This is a genomic window from Lactococcus taiwanensis (genome assembly GCF_014905395.1).
Taxonomy (GTDB): domain Bacteria; phylum Bacillota; class Bacilli; order Lactobacillales; family Streptococcaceae; genus Lactococcus; species Lactococcus taiwanensis.
The window spans coordinates 215,065-238,952 of the sequence record NZ_BNDT01000001.1; the positions used below are offsets into that span (position 1 = coordinate 215,065).

Consider the following 23,888-nt stretch of genomic DNA (forward strand, 5'->3'; position numbering starts at 1 on the left):
AGGTCGCCTTAGGGCGACTTTTCTAGTAGCGTTCGCTAAAGTAGATTTCCCTCTTGAAAGAAAAGGGATACAAAATTGTATCAAGCTTAATACGGCTAATCATGATATAATTTTTAAGTATTTCCATAAAGGAGGAGATCATGAAAAACTATATTATTTGGCTCAAAGATGAGCTTAAATCTATAAATACAGCGGGAAGTATTATGCTTTCTTTCATCATAGGAGTTCAGTTGGCTTTTTTTCTTACGGCTCCAATAACGTTATTATCAGTAATCACGCTTATTGCGACTTTGATTGGCTCAGCATGTACGGTCTACATGATGATTGGTAAACCAATTAATGGTTTGCTAGGTTTAATAAGTGCGATAGGCTTTATTTATATTAATTGGACAGCAGGGCACTATGCCTCAGTCTTAGACCAACTTGTGTTTGTTGCTCTTATTGATATCCCTCTTATTATTACTTGGAAAAATTGGGGACATCGTATTGAAAATGGTGTTAAGTTTATGAAAGGGCGTTCTTGGATTTTAACCATCTTGATAATGCTTGCCTTGTGGTGGCCGATGATGATGATTTATCAACATTTAGGAGATACTAATCCTGTCTGGGATGCAATCACCTTGATCATCGGTGCTACTGCCTCCCTTTTAGTATTTAAAGGTTATGGGGATAGTTATTCTTTATGGCTATTGTCTGATTTCGTTACCATCATTCTTTGGGCCACGGCACTTGCAAAGGGATATTCTGCAAGTTCGTTACCTATGCTTTTAACACTTACTTTTTATTTAGCGACTGCTTTATATGGGAAATTTTTCTCCATTTGGAAAAAGCAATAAGAAAAAGACGTACTTTAGGGTACGCTTTTTTTATAGTATTGAAACAAAAAATCCGCTGTTAGGATCAGCGGATCAGAAGAAATTCAGATATGTTGGTGACGAAAAAAATCGTGAGCCAAGCACCAACATACACTATTTATGATATCAAATCTTGAAAAGTGAATCAAAAAAGTAGTGGTGATTTTGGGCTCAAAAAAAGAACTTATGAAGTACTGAAAATGAGTAATATGAGTTATTCAAAGGCGTTGTGTCTGCCCCAATAGAGCGCCATTAATAAAGTGACAATAGGCAAGGCGTATAGCCATATCAGTGAGAGAAGGGCGCCAGGGAGTAGAAAAATAAGAAAAATTTTAATTCGCTTTCGATTTCTCAAGCGTAGGATTTCACTCTTATTACATTGGCGGTAAATTACCTCACTAAAACCAATCAAGCTTAGCCAGATAATCAAATAAACAGCAACATAAGCCAGACTATCAATAAGTGAGTGAGGATGTTCGGCATGGACTACTGTGGCAAAAGGGAAAAGGCAGATAACCAGCAAGAGTCCGTGGTTAAGCCACAAAATCAGTTCATCCACTTGCTTGCTCTTTAAAAAGCTTAATACATGGTGGTGCGCATTCCAAATAGACGCAAGTGCAACGAAGGTCGTGACATAGATAAGTAACATCAAGAGTAATTTAGGAGAGAAAAGGTTCCCGTTTTCTGGTACTTTAAACTCTAGTACGGTAAGGGTCATGACAACGGCAAATATTCCATCCGTTAAGGCTTCCATTCTACTTTTATTCATAAAATGATTATAGCAAATCTTTCTTATTTTTTTATCACTCAGCATTCTAAGCGTTTTATTGGATTTTTTTAGAATTTTATCATAAAATAGTAAATAAGGAGGCGCTTACAATGAGAGATAAATATACTAAAATTTTGGTACCACTGGATGGTTCAGAACAATCAAAAGAAGCTTTAAAAGAAGCAGTAGCAGTTGCAAAACGTAACATGACATCTTTAGTTTTGCTCCATGTAAAAGATGAGGCGCGGATTAGTGGCACCCCTTACGCTTTAGCACTTAATCTTGAAGATTTAGAAAACGAAGCTAAAGAGATTGTCGCAGAGGCGCAGGAACTTGTTGGCGATGAAGTGGCGGTTGATATCCATCGGACAACAGGAAGTCCGAAGAAAGAAATTGTCAATCTGGCTAATGAGCTGGGAATTGAACTCATTGTAATGGGCTCAAGCGGAAAAGGTTTGCTGGACCGAATGTTAGTTGGTTCAACGACAACGTATGTCATTAGCCACGCACCTTGTAATGTGATGGTTGTGAGGTAACACTGTCAAAACCTTAGCGGGAGCTAAGGTTTTTTTATATCGCTAAATTACAGCAAAAGATTCTTCGCAATAGCGCACGTGGGCCTGTACGCCTAATTTAAAAATAAATTGTGCTAGAATGAAAAGACAAGGCATAACAAAAGGAGGAGGATAAATGGCTGCTAAACAGGAATTAATTAACTATATTGCAGATCGTACAGAGCTCTCAAAGGTCACAACTGCCAAAGCGATTGATGCTTTTTTCGAGGCGATAACATACTATATTTCAGAAGGCACTCCTGTCCATCTATCTAATTTTGGAACTTTTTCGGTAAAGCGACGTGCTGCTCGGGTCAGCCATGATATCCATTCTCGAGAACGTGTCCTTCATGAAGAACAAAATGTTCCTGTCTTCAGGGCTGGAAAAGCACTAAAAATGGCAGCAAAAAAAGCTCAACAACATCACATGGAAGTCGAAGAACCCTTTTCTCAACAGTTAAATATTAATCATCAAGAACCTAAATAACAAAAAAGACTTCACAATGCGGAAGTCTTTTTTAATTAATAAGCTCTTGTAAGAGATCTGCGATTTGAGCAGGGGTTTCTTTTTGTTTACGGCGTATCCACGATTGAGTGGTTCCGAAAATTGCGTTGGCGTAGTAAGTGGCAGCATAAATTTCACCAAGCTTTCCAAAGCTAATCCTTTCTGATTTAGGGAAGATTGCATTTTGAAAGAGCTCTTTAAGTTTTTGCAACATAAATTGGTGTATTTCTTTGCTCCCATTTTCTGAGAGCAGCACAGCATAAATTTCATTGCGTTGGAGAAATTCAAAAGTCTCAAGCATTGTGGCATGCAAGTCTCCGTGATTTTTTTCAAAGACATATTGGATGGTTTCAAAGAGGCGACGTTGATAAGCTTCAATCATGTCGTATTTATCTTGGTAATGGGTATAGAAACTACTGCGACTAACTTTTGCTAATTTAACAAGTTCAGTGGTTGAAATTTGGTCAAAAGGTTTCTCACGCAATAGTTCAATCATGGCATCGCGAAGTTGAATTCTTGTCCGATCTTTTCTAGTATCAGTAGACATTGCAATGGAGCTCCTGTTTCTATAGAAATGTAAGTGCTTCAAATAGACAAAGTGAATTATAGTGTCTAAAATTTATGAGTATTAATTGTCTATTTCCTTAAAAGGTTTATAATTACATATTATAGCAATTTTTGGACTAAGTGTCCATAAAGGAAGGGAGAAATATGTTGAAAAGAGAATGGCAAGCCATTTTAAAACACAAATTTTTTATTATTGTTATTATTGCGTTGGCGCTTGTACCGGCAATTTATAACTATATTTTCTTAGGATCAATGTGGGATCCTTACGGGAACTTAGATGATTTACCGGTTGCGGTTGTAAATTTGGACAAGTCGTCTGAATTGGAAGGAAAAAAGCTTAAACTGGGGAACGAAGTGACAAAAGAGATGAAGAAATCAAAAGATCTGGATTATCATTTCGTTTCTGAAAAAAAAGCATCTGAAGGTTTAAAATCGGGTGATTATTATATGGTTATCACTTTCCCTGAAGATTTCTCGGAAAATGCCGCCAGTTTGATGAGTAAGAATCCTAAAACGGTTCAACTTGATTACCAAACTACACGTGGACACAATTACATTTCTTCAAAAATGAGTGAAAGCGCGATGAATGAACTCAAATCTGAAGTCTCTAAAAATGTTACGCAAGAGTATACACAGGCCATCTTTGATAAGCTGGGAGATATGAAAGCCGGTATGAAGGATGCGTCAAAAGGTTCGACTAAACTTGCTGATGGGACTTCATCAGCACTGACAGGATCGTCAGAACTTTCGAGCAATCTGAAAACACTTGCCTCATCAAGTTTAACTTTTACTGATGGAGCAGATAGTTTAAATGTTGGCTTAAAGCAATACACGGATGGTGTTGATCAAGCGGCAGATGGTGGCGAGCAATTATCAAGCGGGATTAATCAAGCGGCAGCTGGTAGTCAACAACTGGCAACTGGAATTAATCAAGCCTCTTCAGGCGGTCAGCAGTTGAGTGATGGTACCAGTCAATTTTCATCTGGTACAGCGTCTTTGGCAGCTGGGACTCAACAACTTGTAGACAAATCCAAAGATTTATCTGCTGGTATTGCGCAAATTTCACAAAGTACCAGTTCGGTGGCTCAGCTACAACAAGGGAGTCAGGAACTCACAAATGGCCTAAATGAACTAGTCCAAGGAACGACCTTATCAAGTGAAGAACAAGCTAATATTCAGAAGGTTCAAGAAGGTCTACAAGCTTTAAATACTCAACTTTCTCAAAATAATATTGACCCTAATTTAGCAGATAATTTGACGGCTGCATTAACTAATCTTAAAAATAGTTTACCAGGATTAATCCAAACAGTAGTGAGTGACCAAGTCAATGTAACGGGGGAATCCATTAAAGCTACGGAAGCTTACAAAAATTTATCTGAAGCTGATAGAGAAGAAATCTTGAATGCTGTGCAAGCTTCTGCTGGTAGTGGAAATGTACCTACTGATATTTCAAACATTACGAACAGTTTGACAAGCCTTGGCGATCAATTAAACACACAACTCAATACTTTGTTGCCTATGATCAATAATCTGGCTCAACTTCCAACCTTAGTTACAGGTGCAAGTACAGCAATTACTAATCTTTCAAATGGATTAGCGAGTGTCAATACAAATGTCGCTCAAAAGATACTCCCTGGAGCAACAACATTAACCGCTGGCCTAACTGAATTTAACACGAAACTTTCCGCAGGTGGAACACAACTTGAGAGTGGTTTCAATCAATATGTTAATGGGGTAAGTCAGGCTAATGATGGTGCTCAAGAACTCGCGACTAAGTCTAAGGAATTACAGAGTGGGGTACAAAGTTTAAATACCGGACTTACGCAATTACAAACGGGTAGCTCTAGTTTGACCTCAGGCTTGACACAATTGCAGACTGGAGGACTTCAATTAGTTTCTGGTTTAGCCCAACTGCAGGATAATAGCTCAACTTTGACCTCAGGCTCAGGTCAGCTTGCTGATGGCGCTCAACAGTTAGCCTCAGGTTCAGGTCAATTGTCTGATGGTAGCAACACATTGACAAAAGGTTTAGGCACGCTTAATACTGGTGCTAAGAGCCTTTCGTCAGCTCTGACGGATGCTGATAAAACTCTGTCAGCAACTAATAGTACGGATGAAAATGCTAAAAAAGTTGCTGCACCTCTCAAAACAAAACATACGGACCACGATAATGTTCCAGTCAATGGAGCAGGGATGACGCCTTACATGATTAATGTGGCTTTGTTCATCGGTGCGCTTGCAACGAATGTCGTGATCGGGGTTGGTTTCTCTGGTGACAAATGGAAAAATGGCCGTGAGTTTATGTTGGCCAAAATCGGAACAAATGGTGTAGTAGCTGTCTTACAAGCGATTATCGTTTGTGGCGCTGTGGCGCTTTTGGGCTTGAATCCCAATTATTGGGGTGAAACTTTCCTTGTTGTACTGCTAATCAGCTTGGCTTATATGGCCATCAACACCTTCTTCTTAACGGCATTAGGTAAGGTGGGTGAGTTCTTGATGATCATCGTTTTGGTCTTACAACTTGCAACAAGTGCAGGGACTTATCCATTACAACTTGCACCAAAGATTTTCCAAGTCATTAGCCCATGGTTACCGATGACTTATGGATTGAAGATGTTACGGGAAACGATTGGTTTAAATGGCGCAATTCTTCCTTACGCGCTCCTATTTGCCGTCTTAATCCTCGTCTTTACATTTATGTTGAGTTTCTTCAAAAAATTCTCACGTTTTGCCTAAAAGAAATCACTGACAGCTCTGTCAGTGATTTTTAGGTAGAAATTTCAGTTTAATTTTGATAAAATAAATCTTGTAAAAAGAATTTGACAATTTGGAATTACCTCAAAAGCATGTAATTGATGCATATGAGGTAAAGGAGATAAACATGGCGGATAAATACACAGACGAGCAAGTAGAAACAATAAAAAATAAAATTTTGGCTGCTCTTGAAAATGTCATTGACCCTGAATTGGGAATTGATATTATTAATCTTGGTTTGGTATATGAAATCAGTTTTGAAGATAATGGTTTTACAGAAATCAAAATGACTCTTACAACTATGGGATGTCCTTTGGCCGATCTTTTGACTGACCAAATCCACGATGCGCTCAAAGAAGTTGAGGAAGTTAGTGAAATTAAAGTAAACTTAGTTTGGTATCCAGCGTGGACGGTCGATAAAATGAGCCGCTATGCGCGTATCGCTTTAGGGATTCGCTAATCTTGCTATAACTGGCTTTAAGAGAGTTATAGCAAGATTTACTCTTAAAAAGTACATTTATTACGGTATCTAAGCCATCTTGAAAAAATTTTATTGTTGGTAAATCTTTAAAAAATGAGGATACAACCTGAAAATTTCTATTCAATCAGCAATTCAAGAAATGCTTTTGACAATAAAGCAAGAGGATTGTCGAAAAATACAATTATATTCAGAGAAAAAACACTAAAGGTTTTCTCTGTTTTTTTGTGTCAAAATGGTATTTTAAACATTAACGAAATCAAATCAATTCATATAAAACAATATTTAGTTGACAGACTAGAATATGGCTACTCTGAAACGTCTGTTAATGCACATTGGAGAGCTATCAGGGTATTGTTTGCATACTTTAATGAAGAAATACATAATGTATGAGGAAGCGCCTATACACCGTGTTAAATGGATTAAAGAGAGACGAACTGTTATTAATACATTTACAGATGAAGAAGTTAAAATGATGCTCCAATATACAAGAAAAAGAACTTTCAATAAAATCAAGAAAACCGAAAAAGAAAGAACTGGATTTTGTACAAAATTTGTGAATGAGAGGAATTACTTGCTAATTCTTATACTTACGGATACTGGTTTGAGGATAAATGAACTTTGAACTTAAAATTAGAAAACTTTAACGATTCTCAAATTATTATTAAGAATGATAAAGGTAAAAAAGATAGAATTATGCATTACTCACCATTTGTATATAAACAATATCTTTAAATACACTAGAGCGAAAGATAATTATTTGGACAGTAATGGCATAATTCCCAACGAGAATGTATTTGTAACTAAGTTTGCTAAAAAATATAATTATAGATTAGCAGAAAAAGAAATTTATAAAATAGGAAAAGCTGTGAACCTTCGCGACAGTATCCGTACCTCACCTCATACTTTACTCAGAAGTTACTTTCTGTATCAAATAGACGTGACATTCATATAATCTTATATCCGTATATAAGACTAAAACTATTTATATCATTTTTAAATATTTTCACTCGAAATATCTTTACAATACAAAGATAAAGCTTCGTAAATTTCTACTTTCAAGTCTGCTTTTTCTAAAAATGGGGCCATAATAATAGGATAATTTTTATTAAGTTCAAAAATAACACGCCGTCCATAGCGCTCATCTTTTCCTAAATCAGGACGATCTTTTATTTTTTTCTTCATAATGTTACTTAAACCTTCTTCTTCAACAGCAGTTAAGAAATTAATAATAAAATTCGAATTTCTAAAGATAGCGTATTTAATTAAGTAATTATATAGATCCAAGTTGTTATAGATTATTTGTATAAATTCTGTTTCTTCTACTTTATTTTCATATCTTTGATCATAAATATATTCTCCAGCCAGTACACATTTATAAATATAATTCTCCCAATCAAATTTCTTTAAAACAATATTATCAAACTTTTTTCTATCTTCTAGAACTTCAGGATAATTACTGACTATATATTCTCTCTTATACAATACTAATAAAGAGTGCCAAAAACGTTGATTTAAATGGATTTCGCGGTCTGTATGAATGTAGTCATTTTGTAGTATCTCAATAGCTTTTTTAAACTTATCAAAAGTACTATGAGACCCAGCTAAATAAATAGGAAAATCTGAGGCAGCTTCTATTTCAACTGTCTCATTTGATACATATTCACTATTTTTATTATTGATCAATCCATTCTTAAAATCATTATATAGAGCATCATGATCAAAATCTTTCTTTAATAGTTTAATTTCCATTTTCAACCATCTCCCTTACCCCATTTGTATATTTTACTATAATATTATCTGACATTTTTTGAATAACATAGTCTAAGTTTTCAGGATCAATATCTGTAATACCTCTATTTATCATTAAATCTTTTAATTTTCTATGTAATCCTTTTTCAGGGTCAGTATTTTCTAAAACTATAAATTCTTCATTTCTTATATTTGACTCAATAAACTCTGTTAGTGCTCTAATTAGGCCAATATAGACATATAAATTCCTTAAGCTGGTTTTTACATGGTAATCTTCTAAGGAAATCTCACGATTTTTAAAAATTAAACGAATTGTTTCACTAGTCAATTCTACTTTAAAAGGAATGGATAATTCTGTATCAATTAATTGTTCAAAGAGGTCTACTGGTTTTTCTTCGCTACTTTCAAAAATAACCTCATCAGAGTAAGCCAATAAACTATAACGTTTAACTTCAATTTCATCTTTATAGTCGTTATAAAACTTCACTAAATCTTCTGCTTGATTAAATGTTATTTTTTCCACAGATAGAATATGCAATTGAAGTTTAGTTCTTTTTGATAATGATAAGCGATTTTTTTTCAAAGTTATTTTCTCTTGTCCATAGGCAATTTTTTCAAAGTAGTTGTCTCCTGATTGGATAATTAACATTAAAGCTGCCTTGTCTTCTTGTAGTAACTTGACAAGAAAGGGTGAGCTAATCTCGTAGTTTAATGAAAATTCATAGTTTGTTTCATCTTCATCTGTCACATTAACATCGAATATAAAATAATTTTCTTGGTAACTTTGAGAAGTCCTAGATAAAACTGGGTATGGGAACACAGCATCTTTATTGTAAATCATGATAATACCTCCAACTTATAAATAAATTTCAATTTACCAGAATGATTATTCTTCTGACTAATCTCCAACTTAACAATACCATCCAGAACCTGCACTTCATAAATTGTAAAAGAATCAAAACGATAAGGTCTACGGCTAATAATATCTATAACATTATTATAGGAATCTTCCATATTAAATTCTTCATCATATTCTTTTCCATCTCCATCTACAACTCTAAAACTAATATTGATTTTTCCAAAAGGTAGTACTTCCTTAATTCCTTTTAGATTGAATTGAATAATTTCTTTATCTGCTAACATCATTCTATTAACTGTTTCATTGGGGGCGATTATGGTTTCAACAGTGGACTGATCATTAGGATCTTTTTTTATTTTTCTTGGCCTTCTTAGTCGGCTTGTTGTCTTTGATTCTGCAGGAGTATCTGCTTTCGACTGTGATGTATTTCTTTTTTCTCTAGCTACTTTTTTTCTAAGTATCTTACCTTCTTTTAATTCAACTTTTTCAGATAACTCATTCAATTGTGCTTTGAAGGTTATCTCTTTTTTATAAAGAAGATCAGATGTATCAATTTTTCCGTCACTTATATTTGTTTTTTCCCATTCTGCATCAATAATTTCTGCTATTTTTTTATTTAATAGCTTTAAAAATTCTTTTGCTTCTCTTAACATTTTTTTATCACGTAACGCAGTTGGGGACAACTCTGTATGAGATTCATTTTCTAATGTCTTTAGGTACTTATCTTCTTTAGCACCACCAATTAGTACAGCATTGAATGGTCTTCTAACATAATTTTTTACTTTGTGATCGACAATCTTCATCCCCATACTTCTTAAAATTGCAACGCGACCAGTTTTTATTTCCTCATCATAAGCAAAATACAATTTAAAATTAAACTTATTTTCAGTAAGTGATACTTCTAAATCTATAGGAGCCTTATGTAAATATGTATCTATATACAATGGTGTGAAATTCTTTTTAATCCCCTCTTTATTATCTAGATTTTCTGGATAGTAATTCTTATTTTGAACAATTTCATGAATAGTATCTTTATTAATCTCCAGAGTGTTCTCATCATTAACAAGTATTACTCTTAATTTATTTGTTAATAAAGCTAAAAAGAAAGTGTCACAAACAGCTCTTACAATTGTATCTTTCTCCAAGTACTCATCTCTAAAGAAAGGCACAATAATTTTTAATCCCCTTGTTTCTTTTTTGAATAACTCGTGATTAGTGTAATTTTGATAAGGAACAAATTGTTTTAAGTTATTCATATCTGAAAAATAACCCGTTGAACGATAACTAGTACCATTTACTTGATGTTCAATCAGTTGAATAGTGCCTCCCAAATGCTGATTCCCCTCTTCATCACAGTTAGCAAAATACATTAAATGAATATCTGACACAGCATTATTAGCTATTTTTCCTACCCCATGGGATCCCCCGCGAATTGTTTCAGCTTCATTATTTTCTTCTTCAAAATGAACACCTTTTTTATAAGCAAAAACGTTATACGAAGTCTTTTTACCAATTTCATTAGCTCCAGACAACCCTCTCGTGTTATAATCCTCAAAAGTTAATACTGAAACTTTATCTTTAGCTATTGCTTGTTTCATATAGCCAATAGTCTCACGTGTGTATCCATTTCCGCCTTCTAATGAATTGATATGTTCCTCAATTTGCTTGAACGATGGAATTTCACTCTTTTGGATAGTACTTGCACGAATCTTTACTATCACTGGCTCATCAATGTCAGGGATCTTAGCATCTATTGAGTTTTGGATGTTTTCTCTGATAGCTCCACTAATACCAGCAGAATGAAAATGCTCAAGCGAATTATCAAATGTTTGAGTCTCTATGTTTGCCACCTCTGTAAAATAAAATTTATTCATATAACAACTTCCTTCTAAAAATGAGAACATGATAAAATTATATAGTCTCATGTCGTATTGTAAGGTTTTTTCCCCCTCTATTTTACGTTATATTTGAATAAATATCTAGTAATGGGGTAAGGAAGTTTTACATAGGAAATATCAACATAGTTAATTTAATAAAGTATATATATAAAATAATGAGCAAGTATTATCATTCTATAAAATTTTTAAGAAAGTAACTCCATAATTTTATGTTGTCGTATTATCACTTTGGGTTAGACATGAATTTATATAAAAATTATTGGTAATTTGATAATTATATAATCCAGCTCTCAACAATTCAAAGAAATAAATAAAAAAAGCTATTATTTTGAATTTTTATATGTATTATATGCAGTTTTTTCTATTAATTTTTTAAAGAAAAATTATAAAATTTTTATGAAGATAAAAAATATAGGATAGTATATACATTATTTCAACAATAGCATATTTAAACAAGTGGATTATAAAAGAATAATTTTACTTTAAAAAGAGAGTAGAGGTGCTCTCTTTTTTGTTATGAAAGTCAGCACCTCAATTCTTATATAGAAAAATAGTTACATAACTACATCAGTGTCAGAAAAAATGACTTTGATTTAAATATATTAAAAACTTAATTGACTCTATTGGATTTATAATACGGAATTTGAACGAAATTTTTAAACCAGTTTGAGGTAAGAAGTAAAGAGTCTTTAGGATTTTCTTTATGGTACATTTAGTATACATTCCATGCTATTTATTGTTTGACTTTGAAAGTATAGTAGTCTATAACCACTGATATAACAACAATTAAAAAATAAATTTCGAAAATATTCCAGCGTGGACGGTCGATAAAATGAGCCGCTATGCGCGTATCGCTTTAGGGATTCGCTAGTTGCCATAAAGAGTTATGCTTAAAATTTAAAAAAACATTGTCCTAAAAAGACAATGTTTTTTTTTAGCCAATTCCAATGACAAAGAAAAGCAGTTGGTCAGAGTAATGAAGTGGGGTCGTTTCCTTGAGGGTCTGATTAAGTAAGGTCATCTGATCGGTGATAATACCATCAGCACCGTAAAATTTCATCCGTGACATGGTATCTGCGTCATTTGGCGTCCAGGTAAAAACTTTTTTTCCTTGAGCATGGGCTTCATTGATAAATTTAGAGTTAAGGGTTGTGTACTCAATCGTAAAAAAGTCCATCTTTCCTTGAGGGGGTCCTACTACGCTAAAAGGCATGATATAGCCTGCTGTTACTGAGGGAGCAAGCTCTTTAAGCTCAGCAATGATATCGTAAGAAAGAGACTGAATAATATGTCCTTCTTGAAGAATTTCTGTTTGATACTTTTGGAGAAATGTTTTGAGCATTTCAGGGCTGTCTTCTTTGGTGGGTTTGATTTCAATTAAGAGTTTTTGATGTAATTTTTGAGCTTCTTTTAGATAATCATCAAAAGAGACGAGGTGAGCAGTTTGGCCGTTCTCATGCGCTTGCAGCTTTGTAAGCTGTGCTAGTGTCAGTTCATTGGGCTTTTTATTCACACCGGTCAATGCTTTAAGGTTGTAGTCGTGATAAACGATAAATTGGTGATCCTTCGTTTCTTGGATGTCCATTTCAATGTATTCTGGATGTGTGCTTTGACTCGTTTTTTTGAGGGCCTCAAGGGAGTTTTGAACGCCATTTTTGTCGTCTACACCTCGATGTGAAGCGGCCATTGGTGTACTAGTAGAAGGATGTGCTAGAAAATCAGCATTGGATTGACCGACGAATAATATAACACCCAAGATAAGAAGAACTGTCACAGCTTCCTTAAGACGCCGTGCTTTTAACGAGGTTTTTAAAGAAGAGTTAGGACTGAACCAGCTGAGTTTTTCGGGTAAAAAGTTTTGAAGCTTCATATAATCAACAGTGATAAAGAAGATACTTACAGTTGAGAGAACGATATTAATTACCCAAAGTACTTGAAGAAGGGTCATGATAATGATAGCTGAGACAAAGCTTGCTTGTGGAGAGTAAAGCTCGATAGCATGCTGAATAAGTAATAGAAGGCTCTGAGAAAGTCCCATGACTAAGGTCAAACTACCTAGGACAATCAAAAATTGGAAGATAATGGAAAAAAGTTTTCGTTGTGTTTTTTTCCAACTGTGCTTTACTGCTTTTTTAAAAGGCTGATCATGTAGAATCATCTCTGGAAGAGTGAAGATAAACCTAACAGCTAAATAAATCAGTAGAAGATAAAAAAGAATGAAAAGTCCTAAATATAAAAATTTATGTTCAAAAATGACATCCAAAATAAAGACAGGAATACGGACTTTGGCTAAAAGGGCAGAGTTAAAGCTCATACCAATAAGTGGTAAAATAAGGAAAAAATAAAACAGAAAGAAAAAAAGTGTGCCAATCCTAATTTTTCGCAATTGTAAAAGCGTTCCTTTAAGGAGTTCACGTAACGTGATTTCTTGCCTTTGCTCAATAAAAAAAACCGTGAGGAGCAAAAAGGTGAATTCGAAGTAGACAGCAAGTAAAAGTAACAAAAGAATGAGCAGGAGGCTGAGAAAAACAAAAGGGTGTTCTTGCAGAATTATCCCCAGGTTATCATAGGAGAGGTAACTAATCTCACCCTGGTTAAGGATGAGGCGCGTGAGGTGGGAGAGAAGGGGAGTTAAAATAAACAGCAAAAAGCCATGCATGAGTAGGACGTCTCGATAATAGAGGCGAGCGTCACTGATGAATCTGAAAGTTTTTTTGAGGTTGGTTTTTAAGACGTGCATAATTGTCCCTTACTAAATAAAAATAAAAAATAATGGAAAGCCAGTTGTTTCAACTTGTAAATCAAGAAAGTAATTTTTAGAAGTCGAGGAACTGCACCATTATTATAGCATTTTTGTTTTCATTCATCTGGCATGGATTGAAAAACTGGAAGCTGCTTATGAGAAGCAAGGCCGGGTGGTGCCATCTACTGACCAACCTGTCAGTAAAAAAGCAGAGAAAATACACCTTTAGACTGAGTCGCTTAACCGCTTTTTTTGATACAATAGGAGTATGAATAAAAAACTGAAAGCAATCATCATTATCGAATTTTTTATCGTGTTAGGATTGATTTTTCATGTTGTACGTACGCCGCATTTATGGGTGGTCTTGGGTCTAGCCATCTTATTTACTGTACTCGCTACACGCTCACGTGCGCGTGTACTACGAATGCTGAGCTTAATTTTCTGGGCGATTACAACGATGATTCTTTTCACGGTGGGCTGGTTTTGGTTAGCCATTGTTTTTCCAGCCATCATGTGTATTATTTTTTGGAAAAATAATCCAAGAGAAGGACAAACCATCTTTGGCTATGATATTTTTAATGGAGCATCTGCGGCAGAAAATGATTCACTGGAAGCGCAAGGTCGTGCGAACGGAAATGATGTCATTGATCTAGAAGATTATAATTTTAAGGCTTCAGGAAACCGCTTGTCCATCAAAAAAAATGCAGGGAACACTAAAATTATTGTTCCACATGATGTCGCAATCAAATTGGATGCGACTACCCAAACTGGTTTAATCAAAATTTTTGACGAAACACCACAGATTAATGCGGGTAATCTCCATTATTTCTCAGAAGGATTTGACCATACAAGTAAAAGAATAACACTCTTTATTCGAGTAGAGACAGGAAATATTGAGGTAGTGCGCGGATGAAAAAATCAATATTTACGACCTTTCTGGCAGTTTTTAGCATTATCGTAGTGATGTATCTTTTACTTTTTACTCTCATGAACAGTGGACAATCCTTGGGAGGCATGACTAGAATCATTGGTGAGTTTCGTGAAAATCTTTATGGCCTATGGATTTTTATTTCAGTAGCAGGGCTTCTTGCACTAATTTTTACTTTATTCAATCATATTGAGAATATGAGTATTGAGCAGCGGTTTCGTAACGATATCTCACGGGTCGAGCAGAATGAAGCACCAGAACTTCCAGAACTCCAAGAAGTGCATCACAAAATCATGACCATGTCTGCTGAGTTGCAAGAATTATCTAAGCAAAAATCCGCAGATAAAGCAGAAATTATTGAACTTGAACGTAAACGTATCTCCCGTGAACTCCATGACTCAGTGAGTCAGGAACTTTTTGCTGCCACGATGATTTTATCCTCAGTAGCGGGTTCTACCCAAAATCTCACTAAAGAGCAAATTGAAACTCAAACCCAACTTGTTTTAAAGGTGTTGCATTCTGCCCAAAATGAGATGCGGGCGCTTTTGCTTCATCTGCGTCCTGTTGAATTGGATGGTAAGAGTTTGGCAGAAGGACTGTCGGCCCTGACAGATGAACTGCAAGCCAAGATTTCGGCAAATATTACTGTGAAACTTGCAGATATTGAAGCTTCAAGCAATATTGAAGATAATCTTTTTCGGATGGCGCAAGAAATTTTATCTAATACCTTGCGGCATTCACAAGCAGATCACATTGAAGTAGCTCTGCGAGAAACGCGAGGTAATATTATCTTAAAAATTGCTGATGATGGGGTGGGCTTTGACACTTCAGAGCGAGACAAGACTGCGAGCTATGGATTAGCAAACATTAAAGAGCGTGCCTTGTTGCTAGGAGGCGATGCTAAGGTAGTCTCAGCTCCTAATGCGGGGACAATGGTGGAGATTATTATTCCTCAGCCCAAAATAGAAGATAAAGAGAATTAGAAAGTAAAATATGGAAAAAATAAAACTCTTGATTGTAGATGATCATCAGATGGTTCGTTTAGGACTTTCAAGTTTCATGAATATCCAACCTGATATAGAAGTTGTCGGAGAAGCATCAGATGGTGAGTCTGGCTTTTTGAAGACAGAAAGTCTCAACCCTGATGTTATTTTGATGGATTTAGTAATGGATCGTCTCGACGGGATTGGTGCAACACAAAAAATTTTAGCAAAAAATCCGGAGCGTAAAATCTTGATTTTGACGAGCTTTATTGATGATGAAAAGGTTTTTCCAGCTCTGGCAGCTGGCGCTAAGGGATACATTCTGAAAACTTCCCAAGCCGCCGAGATAGCCAACGCAATCCGTAAGGTTGCTAAAGGCGAAGATGTACTTTCGGAAGCTGTTAAAGAAAAAATAGCTCAGCAAAAACACCGGAAACACGAGCTTCATGATGATTTATCAAAGCGGGAGATGGAAGTTTTGAAAGTGCTTGCTACTGGGCTTTCCAATCAAGAAATTGCTGATGAACTTTTTATAAGTTTAAAAACAGTAAAAACCCATGTTTCTAATATTTTTAACAAACTAGAAGTCTCTGATCGCACACAGGCAACGATTTATGCCATTCAACATCATTTGGTTTAGATGAGAAAAACTCAGACTAAGGCGCGGACTTTCCCCGAAAAGTCATAGGATTTGTGATATAATTTATAAAGAACCAAAATATAATTAGATTGAAAAAAGATGGATAAAATATTAGAAAAAGCAAAAGCGATCAAAATTATTTTCTTTGATATTGATGACACTTTACGTGTTAAGACCAGCGGATTTATGCCCGAATCAATCACACAAGTTTTCGAAAAATTGCGTGAAAAAGGGATTATGACAGGGATTGCTACTGGGCGGAATCTCTATGGGGTTGTTCCTGAAGTTCGTGATTTACATCCCGATTTTTATGTGGCAATCAATGGGGCTTATGTAGAAGAGGTAAAAAGTCACAATATCCTCTACAAAAATACCTTTTCCACACCACTGGTAGAGGAAATTATCACATGGTTAGAGCAGGAAAAAAGTGAATATGCCTTTGTGGCAAGCGACAGTCTGAAAGTTTCAAAATGGGATAAGATTGCTAAAGAAGCAATCAGCCCCGTTTATGCTGAGCTTGAAGAAGATCCAGCTTACTACCAAAAACAGGATATTTATCAAATGCTGACCATTTCCGATCATGACGACCAACTTGTCTTGCCTGAGCATTTGGCTCAGCAAATTCGACTGGTTCGTTGGCATCCGAACAGTTCGGATGTAGTGCCTATGGCTGGCTCCAAAGCGATTGGTTGTCAGAAAGTACTAGAAGCCTTAGATTTAAAACCAGAAAATATGCTGAATTTTGGCGATGGCCTAAATGATCGTGAACTTTTTGATTTTGCTGGTTTATCTGTAGCCATGAAAATTTCACATCCAGAAATTTTGGAAAAGGCTGATTATGTGACAGATACAGTGGAAAATGATGGGATTTTAAAAGCCCTACAAGCACTTAAAATTATTGACTAGTTAATCAGCGACTTACAGAATTGTAAGTAACGGTTGACGAATTTATTGATAGAATAATAAAGAAAGGATGACAGATGCATAAGGAATACCCTTTTGTACTTGTCAAACGACTAAAATGACTTACCCACAACTTGATCTTAAAAACTATAACGGAACAACTGCTATTATTAAAACTAACCATGGAAAAATGACAGTAAAACTCTTTGATGACGTTGCTCCAAAGACAGTAAAAAACTTTATCGAACTTAGCAAACAAGGCTATTATGACGGCGTGATTTTTCATCGAATCATCAAAGATTTCATGATTCAAGGGGGAGATCCAACAGGTACAGGGATGGGCGGCAGCTCCATTTACGGAGAAAAGTTTGAAGATGAGTTTTCAATGGACGTCTTCAACCTTCGTGGTGCTCTCTCTATGGCAAATGCTGGTCCAAATACAAATGGTAGCCAATTTTTCATTGTACAAAATAAAAATCTCCCTTATCCTAAAGATGCTTTAGTGCAAGGAGGTTGGCCTGAAGAAGTCGCTGAAGTTTATACAGAGGGTGGTACGCCGCATCTTGATGGGCGCCACACCGTTTTTGGACAGTTAGTTGATGCAGAGAGCTACGAAGTTCTTGATGCTATTGCAGCTGTACGTACAGGTGCGCAAGATAAACCTGTAGACGATGTAGTGATTGAATCTGTGGAAATTATCGAGAAATAAGATGGTAGCAAAACGTCCAAAAATCGGAGATATTGTTGAAGTAGAAGTCATCGGAATGCAAGACTACGGGGCTTTTGTCAAATTTTTCCTCCCGGAAGTTGCTGATGAGATGGTCAGTAAGACCCCAAAGCAATCTGTTGGGAACATAGAGCAAAAAGGTTTAATCCATATCTCAGAAATCCAATCTGGCTATGTCAAAAGCATTCATGACGTAGTTAAGATTGGTCAAAAAATAAACGCACAAATCATTGATATTGATGAATACAATGGCAAAATCAGCCTATCAATACGGAGTTTAGAAACAACGCCCCAAGTTCATCATATCTACCGAAAAAAACATTTTACCGATTCGAGAGATAAAATTGGCTTCAAAACTTTGGAACAATCCCTCTCTCACTGGGTGGAAGAAAACGAGGCTTACCTAAAAGCGCAGAAAAAATAGCCAAAAGTGAGGATTTTCTTTGACTGAGAATGTATTAAGATACACCAAAAGAGTTTTTAATATTATTACCATCCTTGGCTTTATTGCAACAATTGTTGGTGGTGTCTATCTCTGGCGTTTAGGGGCTTTTCAAGACCAAGCCATTTTGCAACAACTCATTGTGGCGCATCGGTTTTTAGGCCCTCTCATTTTCTTGTGTATGCAAGTCCTTCAAGTCATTGTACCAATTATTCCTGGTGGCATTACCATGGCTGCTGGTGTCATGATTTTCGGACCAGTATGGGGCTTTGTCTACAACTACGTTGGAATTATGGTAGGCTCCTTTTTATTATTTCACTTTGGAAAAAAATATGGTGCCTCCCTTGCAAAAACCTTTGTCAAAGAAAAGACCTATACAAAGTATATGGGGTGGCTGGATAAGGGACAAAAGCGCTTTAATATTATTTTCGCTTTATTAATCCTTTCGCCAATTGCTCCTGATGATGCGCTTGTCCTCATTGCAAGTCAGACGAAGATGACCTGGAGATTTTTTACGTGGACGATGATTCTCTGTAAGCCACTCCCTATTCTTTTGTATTCTTATTTGCTTATTTTTGGAGGTGGCTTTCTCAGGCACTTTCTATAAAATACTGAAAGTATTTTCAGTATTTTTTTCTGAAATTTTTTGTAAAGATTACCCAAATCTTCTAAAAAAATGTATAATAGAATGGATTTATCACTTGAAAAAAGTGAACTCGCTCGTGTTCTGTGTCGCTCATGGCATTTAAGCTTGCTGATAACAGGAGCGACAAAACACGAATATTCCAACCTCTCGGAATTAAAAACAATCCACGAACATCTTGAACACAGGTGCAGGAGCCGCCTATTTAAAATGTTTCGGAGGATAGACTGACTGGAGCTAGTTTTGAATAAAAAGAAACAAACGAAATTTTCATTTGATGCAAGAATTGACTATGGTTTAATCTTACCGGCTTTCATGCTGATTCTTATCGGGCTTTATGCCTTGTACGTGGCCCTTTCTCATGATCACCCGACACAAGCAACGCAAATGCTTGTTCAACAGGGCACATGGATTGTTGTGGGGCTCTTTATTGCACTTATTGTGATGCACATGGATTCGCGCTTTTTATGGAATCTTACACCCTTTTTTTACCTCTTAGGTTTAGTTTTGATGGTCTTGCCCATTTTCTTCTATAATGATGCAACCTACGCTTCTACCGGAGCAAAAAACTGGGTGGCTTTTGGAGGGCGCAATCTCTTTCAACCCTCCGAATTTATGAAAATCTCCTATATTCTCTTTTCGGCACGGCTAGTGGTCACTTTTCAAAATAAACTAAGAAATCGAATTTTAAAGGATGATTTCCGACTCATTGGCCGTCTTTTATTAGCGCTGCTCCCCGTTGCAGTACTTACAGCCTTGCAACATGACTTTGGGACTTTTATGGTTTTTGGTGCTATATTTGCTGGGATTATCCTCGTTGCAGGGATTTCTTGGAAAATCTTAGCCCCCGCCTTTCTCGCCGTTTTTGCTGCAGCAGGAGGTATTGTCGCCTTAGTCGCCTCACCTGGAGGGCAAAAGTTTCTTGAGAGCACCCATTTTGCTCAATATCAGGTCAATCGTTTTATAGCTTGGCTCCATCCTTTTGAATACTCGCAGACTTTTAGTTTACAACAAGCCCGCTCATTAATTTCTATTGGTATTGGTGGAGTTTGGGGTAAAGGGGTTGGTTCAGCAAGTGTGAATGTTCCGGTTCGTGAATCAGACATGATCTTCACCGTTATAGCGGAAGACTTTGGCTTTGTTGGTTCTGCCTTTTTGATTTTCTTATATTTTATGCTTATTTATCGGATGATTCGGGTAACCTTCAACTCAAATAATCAATTTTATACCTACATTTCAACGGGGATTATCATGATGATTCTTTTCCATGTCTTTGAAAATATAGGAGCTGCTATTGGTGTAGTACCACTGACTGGGATTCCGTTGCCCTTTATTTCACAAGGGGGCTCCGCTTTGATGTCCAATATTATAGGATTAGGGCTTGTTTTATCTATGAAATACAATCAATTGCCAACTTGGGCTGAAAAACATGGACAGATTCCAGAACCTAAAGCCGGTGGACGTGCAGCACGGCGGAAAAATAAGCGTTAAATTATTCTCTTATTCTTGAAGAATATGCTAAAATGTAAGGGTAGTATTATTCGGATAGGAGTGGATGAATTATGAAATATGCAGTGCGGTACACATCGCGTGGTGGGAATACAAAAGCTGTTGCTGAGCTGATTGCTCAAGAAGCAGGCGTGGAAGCGCTCCGTGTTTTTGAACCTCTCACAGAAGAAGTAGATGTTCTCTTTTTAGGTGCAGGCGTATGGTTTATGAATGTGACGAAAGAAATGAAAGAATTTCTAGCTCACTTGGATAAAAATAGAATCAAAAAAATTGTGGTATTTTCAACCTCAGCTGATTTGGATTCTGCGACAAAAGTCATTAAAGGAGCGGCCAATAAAGCGGGTATCCCGGTTGATGACCGTAGTTTAACTTTGAAACTTGGTTTTCAAGGGTTTAGTTTAATGGCTCCAGCTGGTGGTGATCTTAAACCTGCACAAGTACAAAAAGTGAAAAAATTTGCGGATCAAGTCCTTACAAATTGATAAAATAACATAAAAAAAGTTACTGACAGACTGGTCAGTAACTTTTTTTATGTTATATGTAAGAGGATACAGAAAACGCTTTAAATTTTTGTATTTTCAAGAGAGAAGTGCTAAAATAATTTTTGTGAGAGAAATCTCAATAAATTAAAGAGTGATTGCCTGAAACGACAACCATTGATTGATAAAGGAGACTATTATGTCTAAAGTTGCTGTAGTGACTGGTGCTGGTCAAGGGATTGGATTTGCAATTGCAAAACGATTGGTTAATGATGGCTTTAAAGTAGCCCTTGTAGATTACAATGAGGAAACTGCCAAGGAAGCTGCAAAAAGTCTAGGTGAAAGTGCTTTTGCTGTTAAGGCGGATGTATCAAAACGTGATGATGTTTTCGCTGCGGTTGATCAAGCGGTTGAAAAATTTGGCGATCTTAACGTCATCGTCAACAATGCAGGACTTGGCCCAACAACTCCAATTGATACCATTACGGAAGAACAATTTACTCGTGTCTATGGTGTAAATGTCGGTGGCGTACTTTGGGGAACCCAAGCGGCGCATGCAGCCTTTAAGAAATTAGGACATGGCGGGAAAATCATAAATGCTACTTCACAGGCAGGTGTGGTAGGAAATCCAGAATTGGCGCTCTATAGCGGCACTAAATTTGCTGTGCGAGGGATTACTCAAGTTACTGCCCGTGACTTAGCAGAAGAAGGGATTACCGTCAATGCTTATGCGCCTGGTATTGTTAAAACACCAATGATGTTTGATATTGCTCATGAAGTTGGTAAAAATGCAGGTAAAGATGATGAATGGGGAATGCAACAATTTGCAAAAGATATCGCTTTGAAACGTTTATCAGAACCAGAAGATGTCGCAGCTGCAGTATCCTTCTTAGCAGGTGAAGATTCAAATTATATTACAGGTCAAACGATTATCGTTGATGGCGGGATGCAATTCCATTAATAAACCAAAAAAAGCGTTGTCAAGTTTTTTTCTTGACAGGGCTTTTTTAGTTGTGCTATACTATTAATATCAAATATCGGAGGAATGGTCTATTGAAATTTTAAATCATGAAAAGTAAAAAAACGCACTGATGAAGCGGTCAGCACGATTTCTTTGTTAAAAAGGAAAAGGCAAGACACGTCTCCGTCTCTAGGAAGCCTCTTTTTATCCTAGGACAGTCAGTATTTTTTGCATTCATGATTTGAAAAATGACCGTTCAATAAGCGCATTGTCGTATTTTTTGAGCTCTTTTTCTTATTGTGAATGTTTCGCAAAAAGAAGAGGAGCTTTTTATTTTACTAAAAGCTCAAGAAGGAGCAGATAATGTCAAACATTGAATTTAAAGACCTCACATTTGGATATGGCGCAACACTTATTTTTGATCATGCACAGATTAATATTGATGACAGCTGGAAATTGGGACTGGTCGGTCGTAATGGACGTGGGAAATCAACACTTTTGAAACTTTTACAAGGAAAAATCACTACTGACAGCCCTATCAGTACAAATAAAAACTTTGTCTACTTCCCACAATTATCATCTTCTGATCATCAGATGAACGAGGAAGTGAACCACGTCACAGCATCCTCTCAACGCTCACTGACCAACGCATCAGCACTGACCTTTTACTTACTTAGTGAGTTGGCAGATTTTGAACAGTGGGAGTTGGAACGCGAGTTGACTTTGTTAAAAGTAGACTTAGAAGTCCTTTGGCGCCCTTATGAAACCTTATCTGGAGGAGAACAAACAAAATGCCTATTGGCTTTACTTTTTTTAGATGAATCTAATTTTCCACTAATTGATGAACCAACCAATCATCTGGATATGGCAAGTCGTGAGACTGTCGCTCACTATCTTAAGAAAAAATCTGGCTTCATCGTGGTTTCACATGACCGACATTTTTTGGACGAGGTCTGTGATCATACGCTTGCGATTGAACGTCGACAAATTAAGCTTTACCAAGGCAATTTTAGTACTTACGAACATGAAAAAAAATTACGTGATGACCAGGAGTTAAGTCAAGATGGTAAATTGAAAAAAGAAATTACACGCTTAAAACAAACGGCGCGTGAAAAGGAAGAATGGTCAAAAACAAGAGAGAAGACCAAGGACCAAGCCGCTGACAGCGGTTTTGTCTCAGCACGTGCAGCGCGAATGATGAAAAAGTCCAAACACTTAGAGAAGCGAATGTCTCAAGACCTTACCGAAAAAGAGGCCTTACTTCAAAATATTGAAAAAGTAGAGCCTTTGGTAATGAACAATCAGGGGACACATCATAAAAGACTTTTACATTTTGAGCATTTTCAATTAGCTTATGAAGGTCAACCTTTGTTTGAACCCGTCACATTCTCACTCATGGCAGGACAAATTACAGCCCTTCTAGGGGCAAATGGTTCTGGGAAGTCTACTCTTTTGAAATTCATTGAAAATGATTTTACAGAGGAACAGAAGGGCTATTTCGAAAGTCCTCAAGGACTCAAGATTTCTTATGTCCGTCAAATCTATGAAAATAAAGGAGATTTGAAATCCTTTGCCCTTATGAACCAGCTAGATATGGAAAGCTTTCTTGCCAACTTAAGAAAGTTAGGGATGGAACGCAGTGTTTTTGAACTCAATATTGAGCAGATGAGTCAGGGACAACAAAAGAAAGTTGAATTAGCGCGCAGCCTTTCACAAGAAGCTCACTTGTACATTTGGGATGAGCCGCTCAATTATCTTGATGTATTCAATCAAGGACAAATTATTCAGTTGCTTAAAATTGCTCAGCCAACTTTGCTACTGGTAGAGCATGATCAAAGCTTTATTGAAGCTGTCGCTAATCAGACCGTTGAGCTAACGAGAGTGAAATGAAGAGGAAAAAAGAGCTGCGTGTTTTCACGGAGCTTTTTTAGAAAAGTATT

General features: G+C 36.4%; 24 protein-coding genes. 18 read left to right on the forward strand and 6 right to left on the reverse strand.

Translation table 11 applies throughout. From position 1 onward, the window contains the following. The first annotated feature begins 140 nt into the window (after window positions 1-140). Window positions 141-836, forward strand: a complete 696-nt coding sequence (gene pnuC, locus JKP71_RS01015) for a nicotinamide riboside transporter PnuC (protein WP_200406701.1) — start codon at window positions 141-143, stop codon at window positions 834-836. Window positions 837-1,068: 232 nt separating this feature from the next. On the opposite strand, the gene JKP71_RS01020 is transcribed toward pnuC, so the two are convergent. Then, window positions 1,069-1,623: a TMEM175 family protein gene (locus JKP71_RS01020; RefSeq protein WP_200406702.1), complete on the reverse strand. Its 555-nt coding sequence runs from the start codon at window positions 1,621-1,623 to the stop codon at window positions 1,069-1,071. A gap of 110 nt (window positions 1,624-1,733) precedes the next feature. Between JKP71_RS01020 and JKP71_RS01025 the strand changes: the two genes are divergently transcribed. Together JKP71_RS01025 and JKP71_RS01030 are read left to right on the forward strand one after the other, a co-directional pair. Further along, entirely contained in the window at window positions 1,734-2,159 is a 426-nt protein-coding gene (locus JKP71_RS01025; protein ID WP_200406703.1) for a universal stress protein, read from the forward strand. A 154-nt stretch (window positions 2,160-2,313) separates the two neighbouring features. Next, window positions 2,314-2,664: an HU family DNA-binding protein gene (locus tag JKP71_RS01030; RefSeq protein WP_200406704.1), complete on the forward strand. Its 351-nt coding sequence runs from the start codon at window positions 2,314-2,316 to the stop codon at window positions 2,662-2,664. Between the two features lie 31 nt (window positions 2,665-2,695). On the opposite strand, the gene JKP71_RS01035 is transcribed toward JKP71_RS01030, so the two are convergent. Beyond that, window positions 2,696-3,229 carry a TetR/AcrR family transcriptional regulator gene (locus tag JKP71_RS01035; RefSeq protein WP_075524528.1) on the reverse strand — a complete coding sequence of 178 codons (534 nt, stop codon included), beginning with the start codon at window positions 3,227-3,229 and terminating at the stop codon, window positions 2,696-2,698. Window positions 3,230-3,393: 164 nt separating this feature from the next. Here JKP71_RS01035 and JKP71_RS01040 point away from each other — a divergent pair, with 164 nt between their 5' ends. The 4 genes from JKP71_RS01040 to JKP71_RS09545 all read left to right on the forward strand — a co-directional run bounded on the left by JKP71_RS01040 (window position 3,394) and on the right by JKP71_RS09545 (window position 7,106). Continuing rightward, a complete protein-coding gene (locus tag JKP71_RS01040) occupies window positions 3,394-5,985 on the forward strand; it encodes a YhgE/Pip domain-containing protein (protein ID WP_200406705.1) in 2,592 nt (863 codons plus the stop codon). Between the two features lie 145 nt (window positions 5,986-6,130). Next, a complete protein-coding gene (locus JKP71_RS01045) occupies window positions 6,131-6,463 on the forward strand; it encodes a metal-sulfur cluster assembly factor (protein ID WP_075524530.1) in 333 nt (110 codons plus the stop codon). A 114-nt stretch (window positions 6,464-6,577) separates the two neighbouring features. Next, entirely contained in the window at window positions 6,578-6,874 is a 297-nt protein-coding gene (locus JKP71_RS01050; protein ID WP_234446091.1) for a site-specific integrase, read from the forward strand. Next, the gene (locus JKP71_RS09545) at window positions 6,786-7,106 is read left to right on the forward strand and encodes a site-specific integrase (RefSeq protein WP_234446098.1); all 321 of its coding nucleotides are present in this window, start codon (window positions 6,786-6,788) and stop codon (window positions 7,104-7,106) included. Before JKP71_RS01050 ends, JKP71_RS09545 begins: the two co-directional genes overlap by 89 nt. Window positions 7,107-7,477: 371 nt before the next feature. On the opposite strand, the gene JKP71_RS01060 is transcribed toward JKP71_RS09545, so the two are convergent. The 4 genes from JKP71_RS01060 to JKP71_RS01075 all read right to left on the reverse strand — a co-directional run bounded on the left by JKP71_RS01060 (window position 7,478) and on the right by JKP71_RS01075 (window position 13,730). After that, window positions 7,478-8,233 (reverse strand): DUF6339 family protein, encoded by a 756-nt coding sequence (locus JKP71_RS01060; RefSeq protein ID WP_200406706.1) that lies wholly within the window; start codon window positions 8,231-8,233, stop codon window positions 7,478-7,480. Further along, the gene (locus tag JKP71_RS01065; RefSeq protein WP_200406707.1) at window positions 8,223-9,074 is read right to left on the reverse strand and encodes a hypothetical protein; all 852 of its coding nucleotides are present in this window, start codon (window positions 9,072-9,074) and stop codon (window positions 8,223-8,225) included. The genes JKP71_RS01060 and JKP71_RS01065 overlap by 11 nt, the downstream gene beginning before the upstream one ends. Further along, window positions 9,071-10,966, reverse strand: a complete 1,896-nt coding sequence (locus tag JKP71_RS01070) for a hypothetical protein (protein WP_200406708.1) — start codon at window positions 10,964-10,966, stop codon at window positions 9,071-9,073. Before JKP71_RS01070 ends, JKP71_RS01065 begins: the two co-directional genes overlap by 4 nt. Before the next feature lie 958 nt (window positions 10,967-11,924). Beyond that, window positions 11,925-13,730, reverse strand: coding sequence for a glycerophosphoryl diester phosphodiesterase membrane domain-containing protein (locus JKP71_RS01075; RefSeq protein ID WP_200406709.1), 1,806 nt, complete (start codon window positions 13,728-13,730; stop codon window positions 11,925-11,927). Window positions 13,731-14,001: 271 nt separating this feature from the next. Between JKP71_RS01075 and liaF the strand changes: the two genes are divergently transcribed. The 11 genes from liaF to abc-f all read left to right on the forward strand — a co-directional run bounded on the left by liaF (window position 14,002) and on the right by abc-f (window position 23,838). Beyond that, window positions 14,002-14,646 (forward strand): cell wall-active antibiotics response protein LiaF, encoded by a 645-nt coding sequence (gene liaF / locus JKP71_RS01080; RefSeq protein WP_075524532.1) that lies wholly within the window; start codon window positions 14,002-14,004, stop codon window positions 14,644-14,646. Then, window positions 14,643-15,644, forward strand: a complete 1,002-nt coding sequence (locus JKP71_RS01085; protein WP_200406710.1) for a sensor histidine kinase — start codon at window positions 14,643-14,645, stop codon at window positions 15,642-15,644. Before liaF ends, JKP71_RS01085 begins: the two co-directional genes overlap by 4 nt. Window positions 15,645-15,654: 10 nt before the next feature. Further along, window positions 15,655-16,284: a LuxR C-terminal-related transcriptional regulator gene (locus JKP71_RS01090; protein WP_075524534.1), complete on the forward strand. Its 630-nt coding sequence runs from the start codon at window positions 15,655-15,657 to the stop codon at window positions 16,282-16,284. A gap of 99 nt (window positions 16,285-16,383) precedes the next feature. Continuing rightward, window positions 16,384-17,190, forward strand: coding sequence for a Cof-type HAD-IIB family hydrolase (locus JKP71_RS01095; RefSeq protein ID WP_200406711.1), 807 nt, complete (start codon window positions 16,384-16,386; stop codon window positions 17,188-17,190). Window positions 17,191-17,305: 115 nt separating this feature from the next. Then, the gene (locus JKP71_RS01100) at window positions 17,306-17,896 is read left to right on the forward strand and encodes a peptidylprolyl isomerase (protein ID WP_075524536.1); all 591 of its coding nucleotides are present in this window, start codon (window positions 17,306-17,308) and stop codon (window positions 17,894-17,896) included. Between the two features lies 1 nt (window position 17,897). Beyond that, complete coding sequence (locus JKP71_RS01105) at window positions 17,898-18,338, forward strand: S1 RNA-binding domain-containing protein (RefSeq protein WP_200406712.1); 441 nt, start codon at window positions 17,898-17,900, stop codon at window positions 18,336-18,338. Between the two features lie 19 nt (window positions 18,339-18,357). Then, window positions 18,358-18,963, forward strand: a complete 606-nt coding sequence (locus JKP71_RS01110) for a TVP38/TMEM64 family protein (protein ID WP_075524538.1) — start codon at window positions 18,358-18,360, stop codon at window positions 18,961-18,963. Window positions 18,964-19,242: 279 nt separating this feature from the next. Further along, complete coding sequence (locus tag JKP71_RS01115) at window positions 19,243-20,490, forward strand: FtsW/RodA/SpoVE family cell cycle protein (RefSeq protein WP_200406713.1); 1,248 nt, start codon at window positions 19,243-19,245, stop codon at window positions 20,488-20,490. A gap of 71 nt (window positions 20,491-20,561) precedes the next feature. Further along, the gene (locus JKP71_RS01120; RefSeq protein WP_200406714.1) at window positions 20,562-20,990 is read left to right on the forward strand and encodes a flavodoxin family protein; all 429 of its coding nucleotides are present in this window, start codon (window positions 20,562-20,564) and stop codon (window positions 20,988-20,990) included. A gap of 196 nt (window positions 20,991-21,186) precedes the next feature. After that, window positions 21,187-21,948 carry a (S)-acetoin forming diacetyl reductase gene (locus tag JKP71_RS01125; protein ID WP_075524541.1) on the forward strand — a complete coding sequence of 254 codons (762 nt, stop codon included), beginning with the start codon at window positions 21,187-21,189 and terminating at the stop codon, window positions 21,946-21,948. A gap of 363 nt (window positions 21,949-22,311) precedes the next feature. Further along, window positions 22,312-23,838: a ribosomal protection-like ABC-F family protein gene (gene abc-f / locus JKP71_RS01130; RefSeq protein ID WP_200406715.1), complete on the forward strand. Its 1,527-nt coding sequence runs from the start codon at window positions 22,312-22,314 to the stop codon at window positions 23,836-23,838. Window positions 23,839-23,888 lie beyond the last annotated feature (50 nt).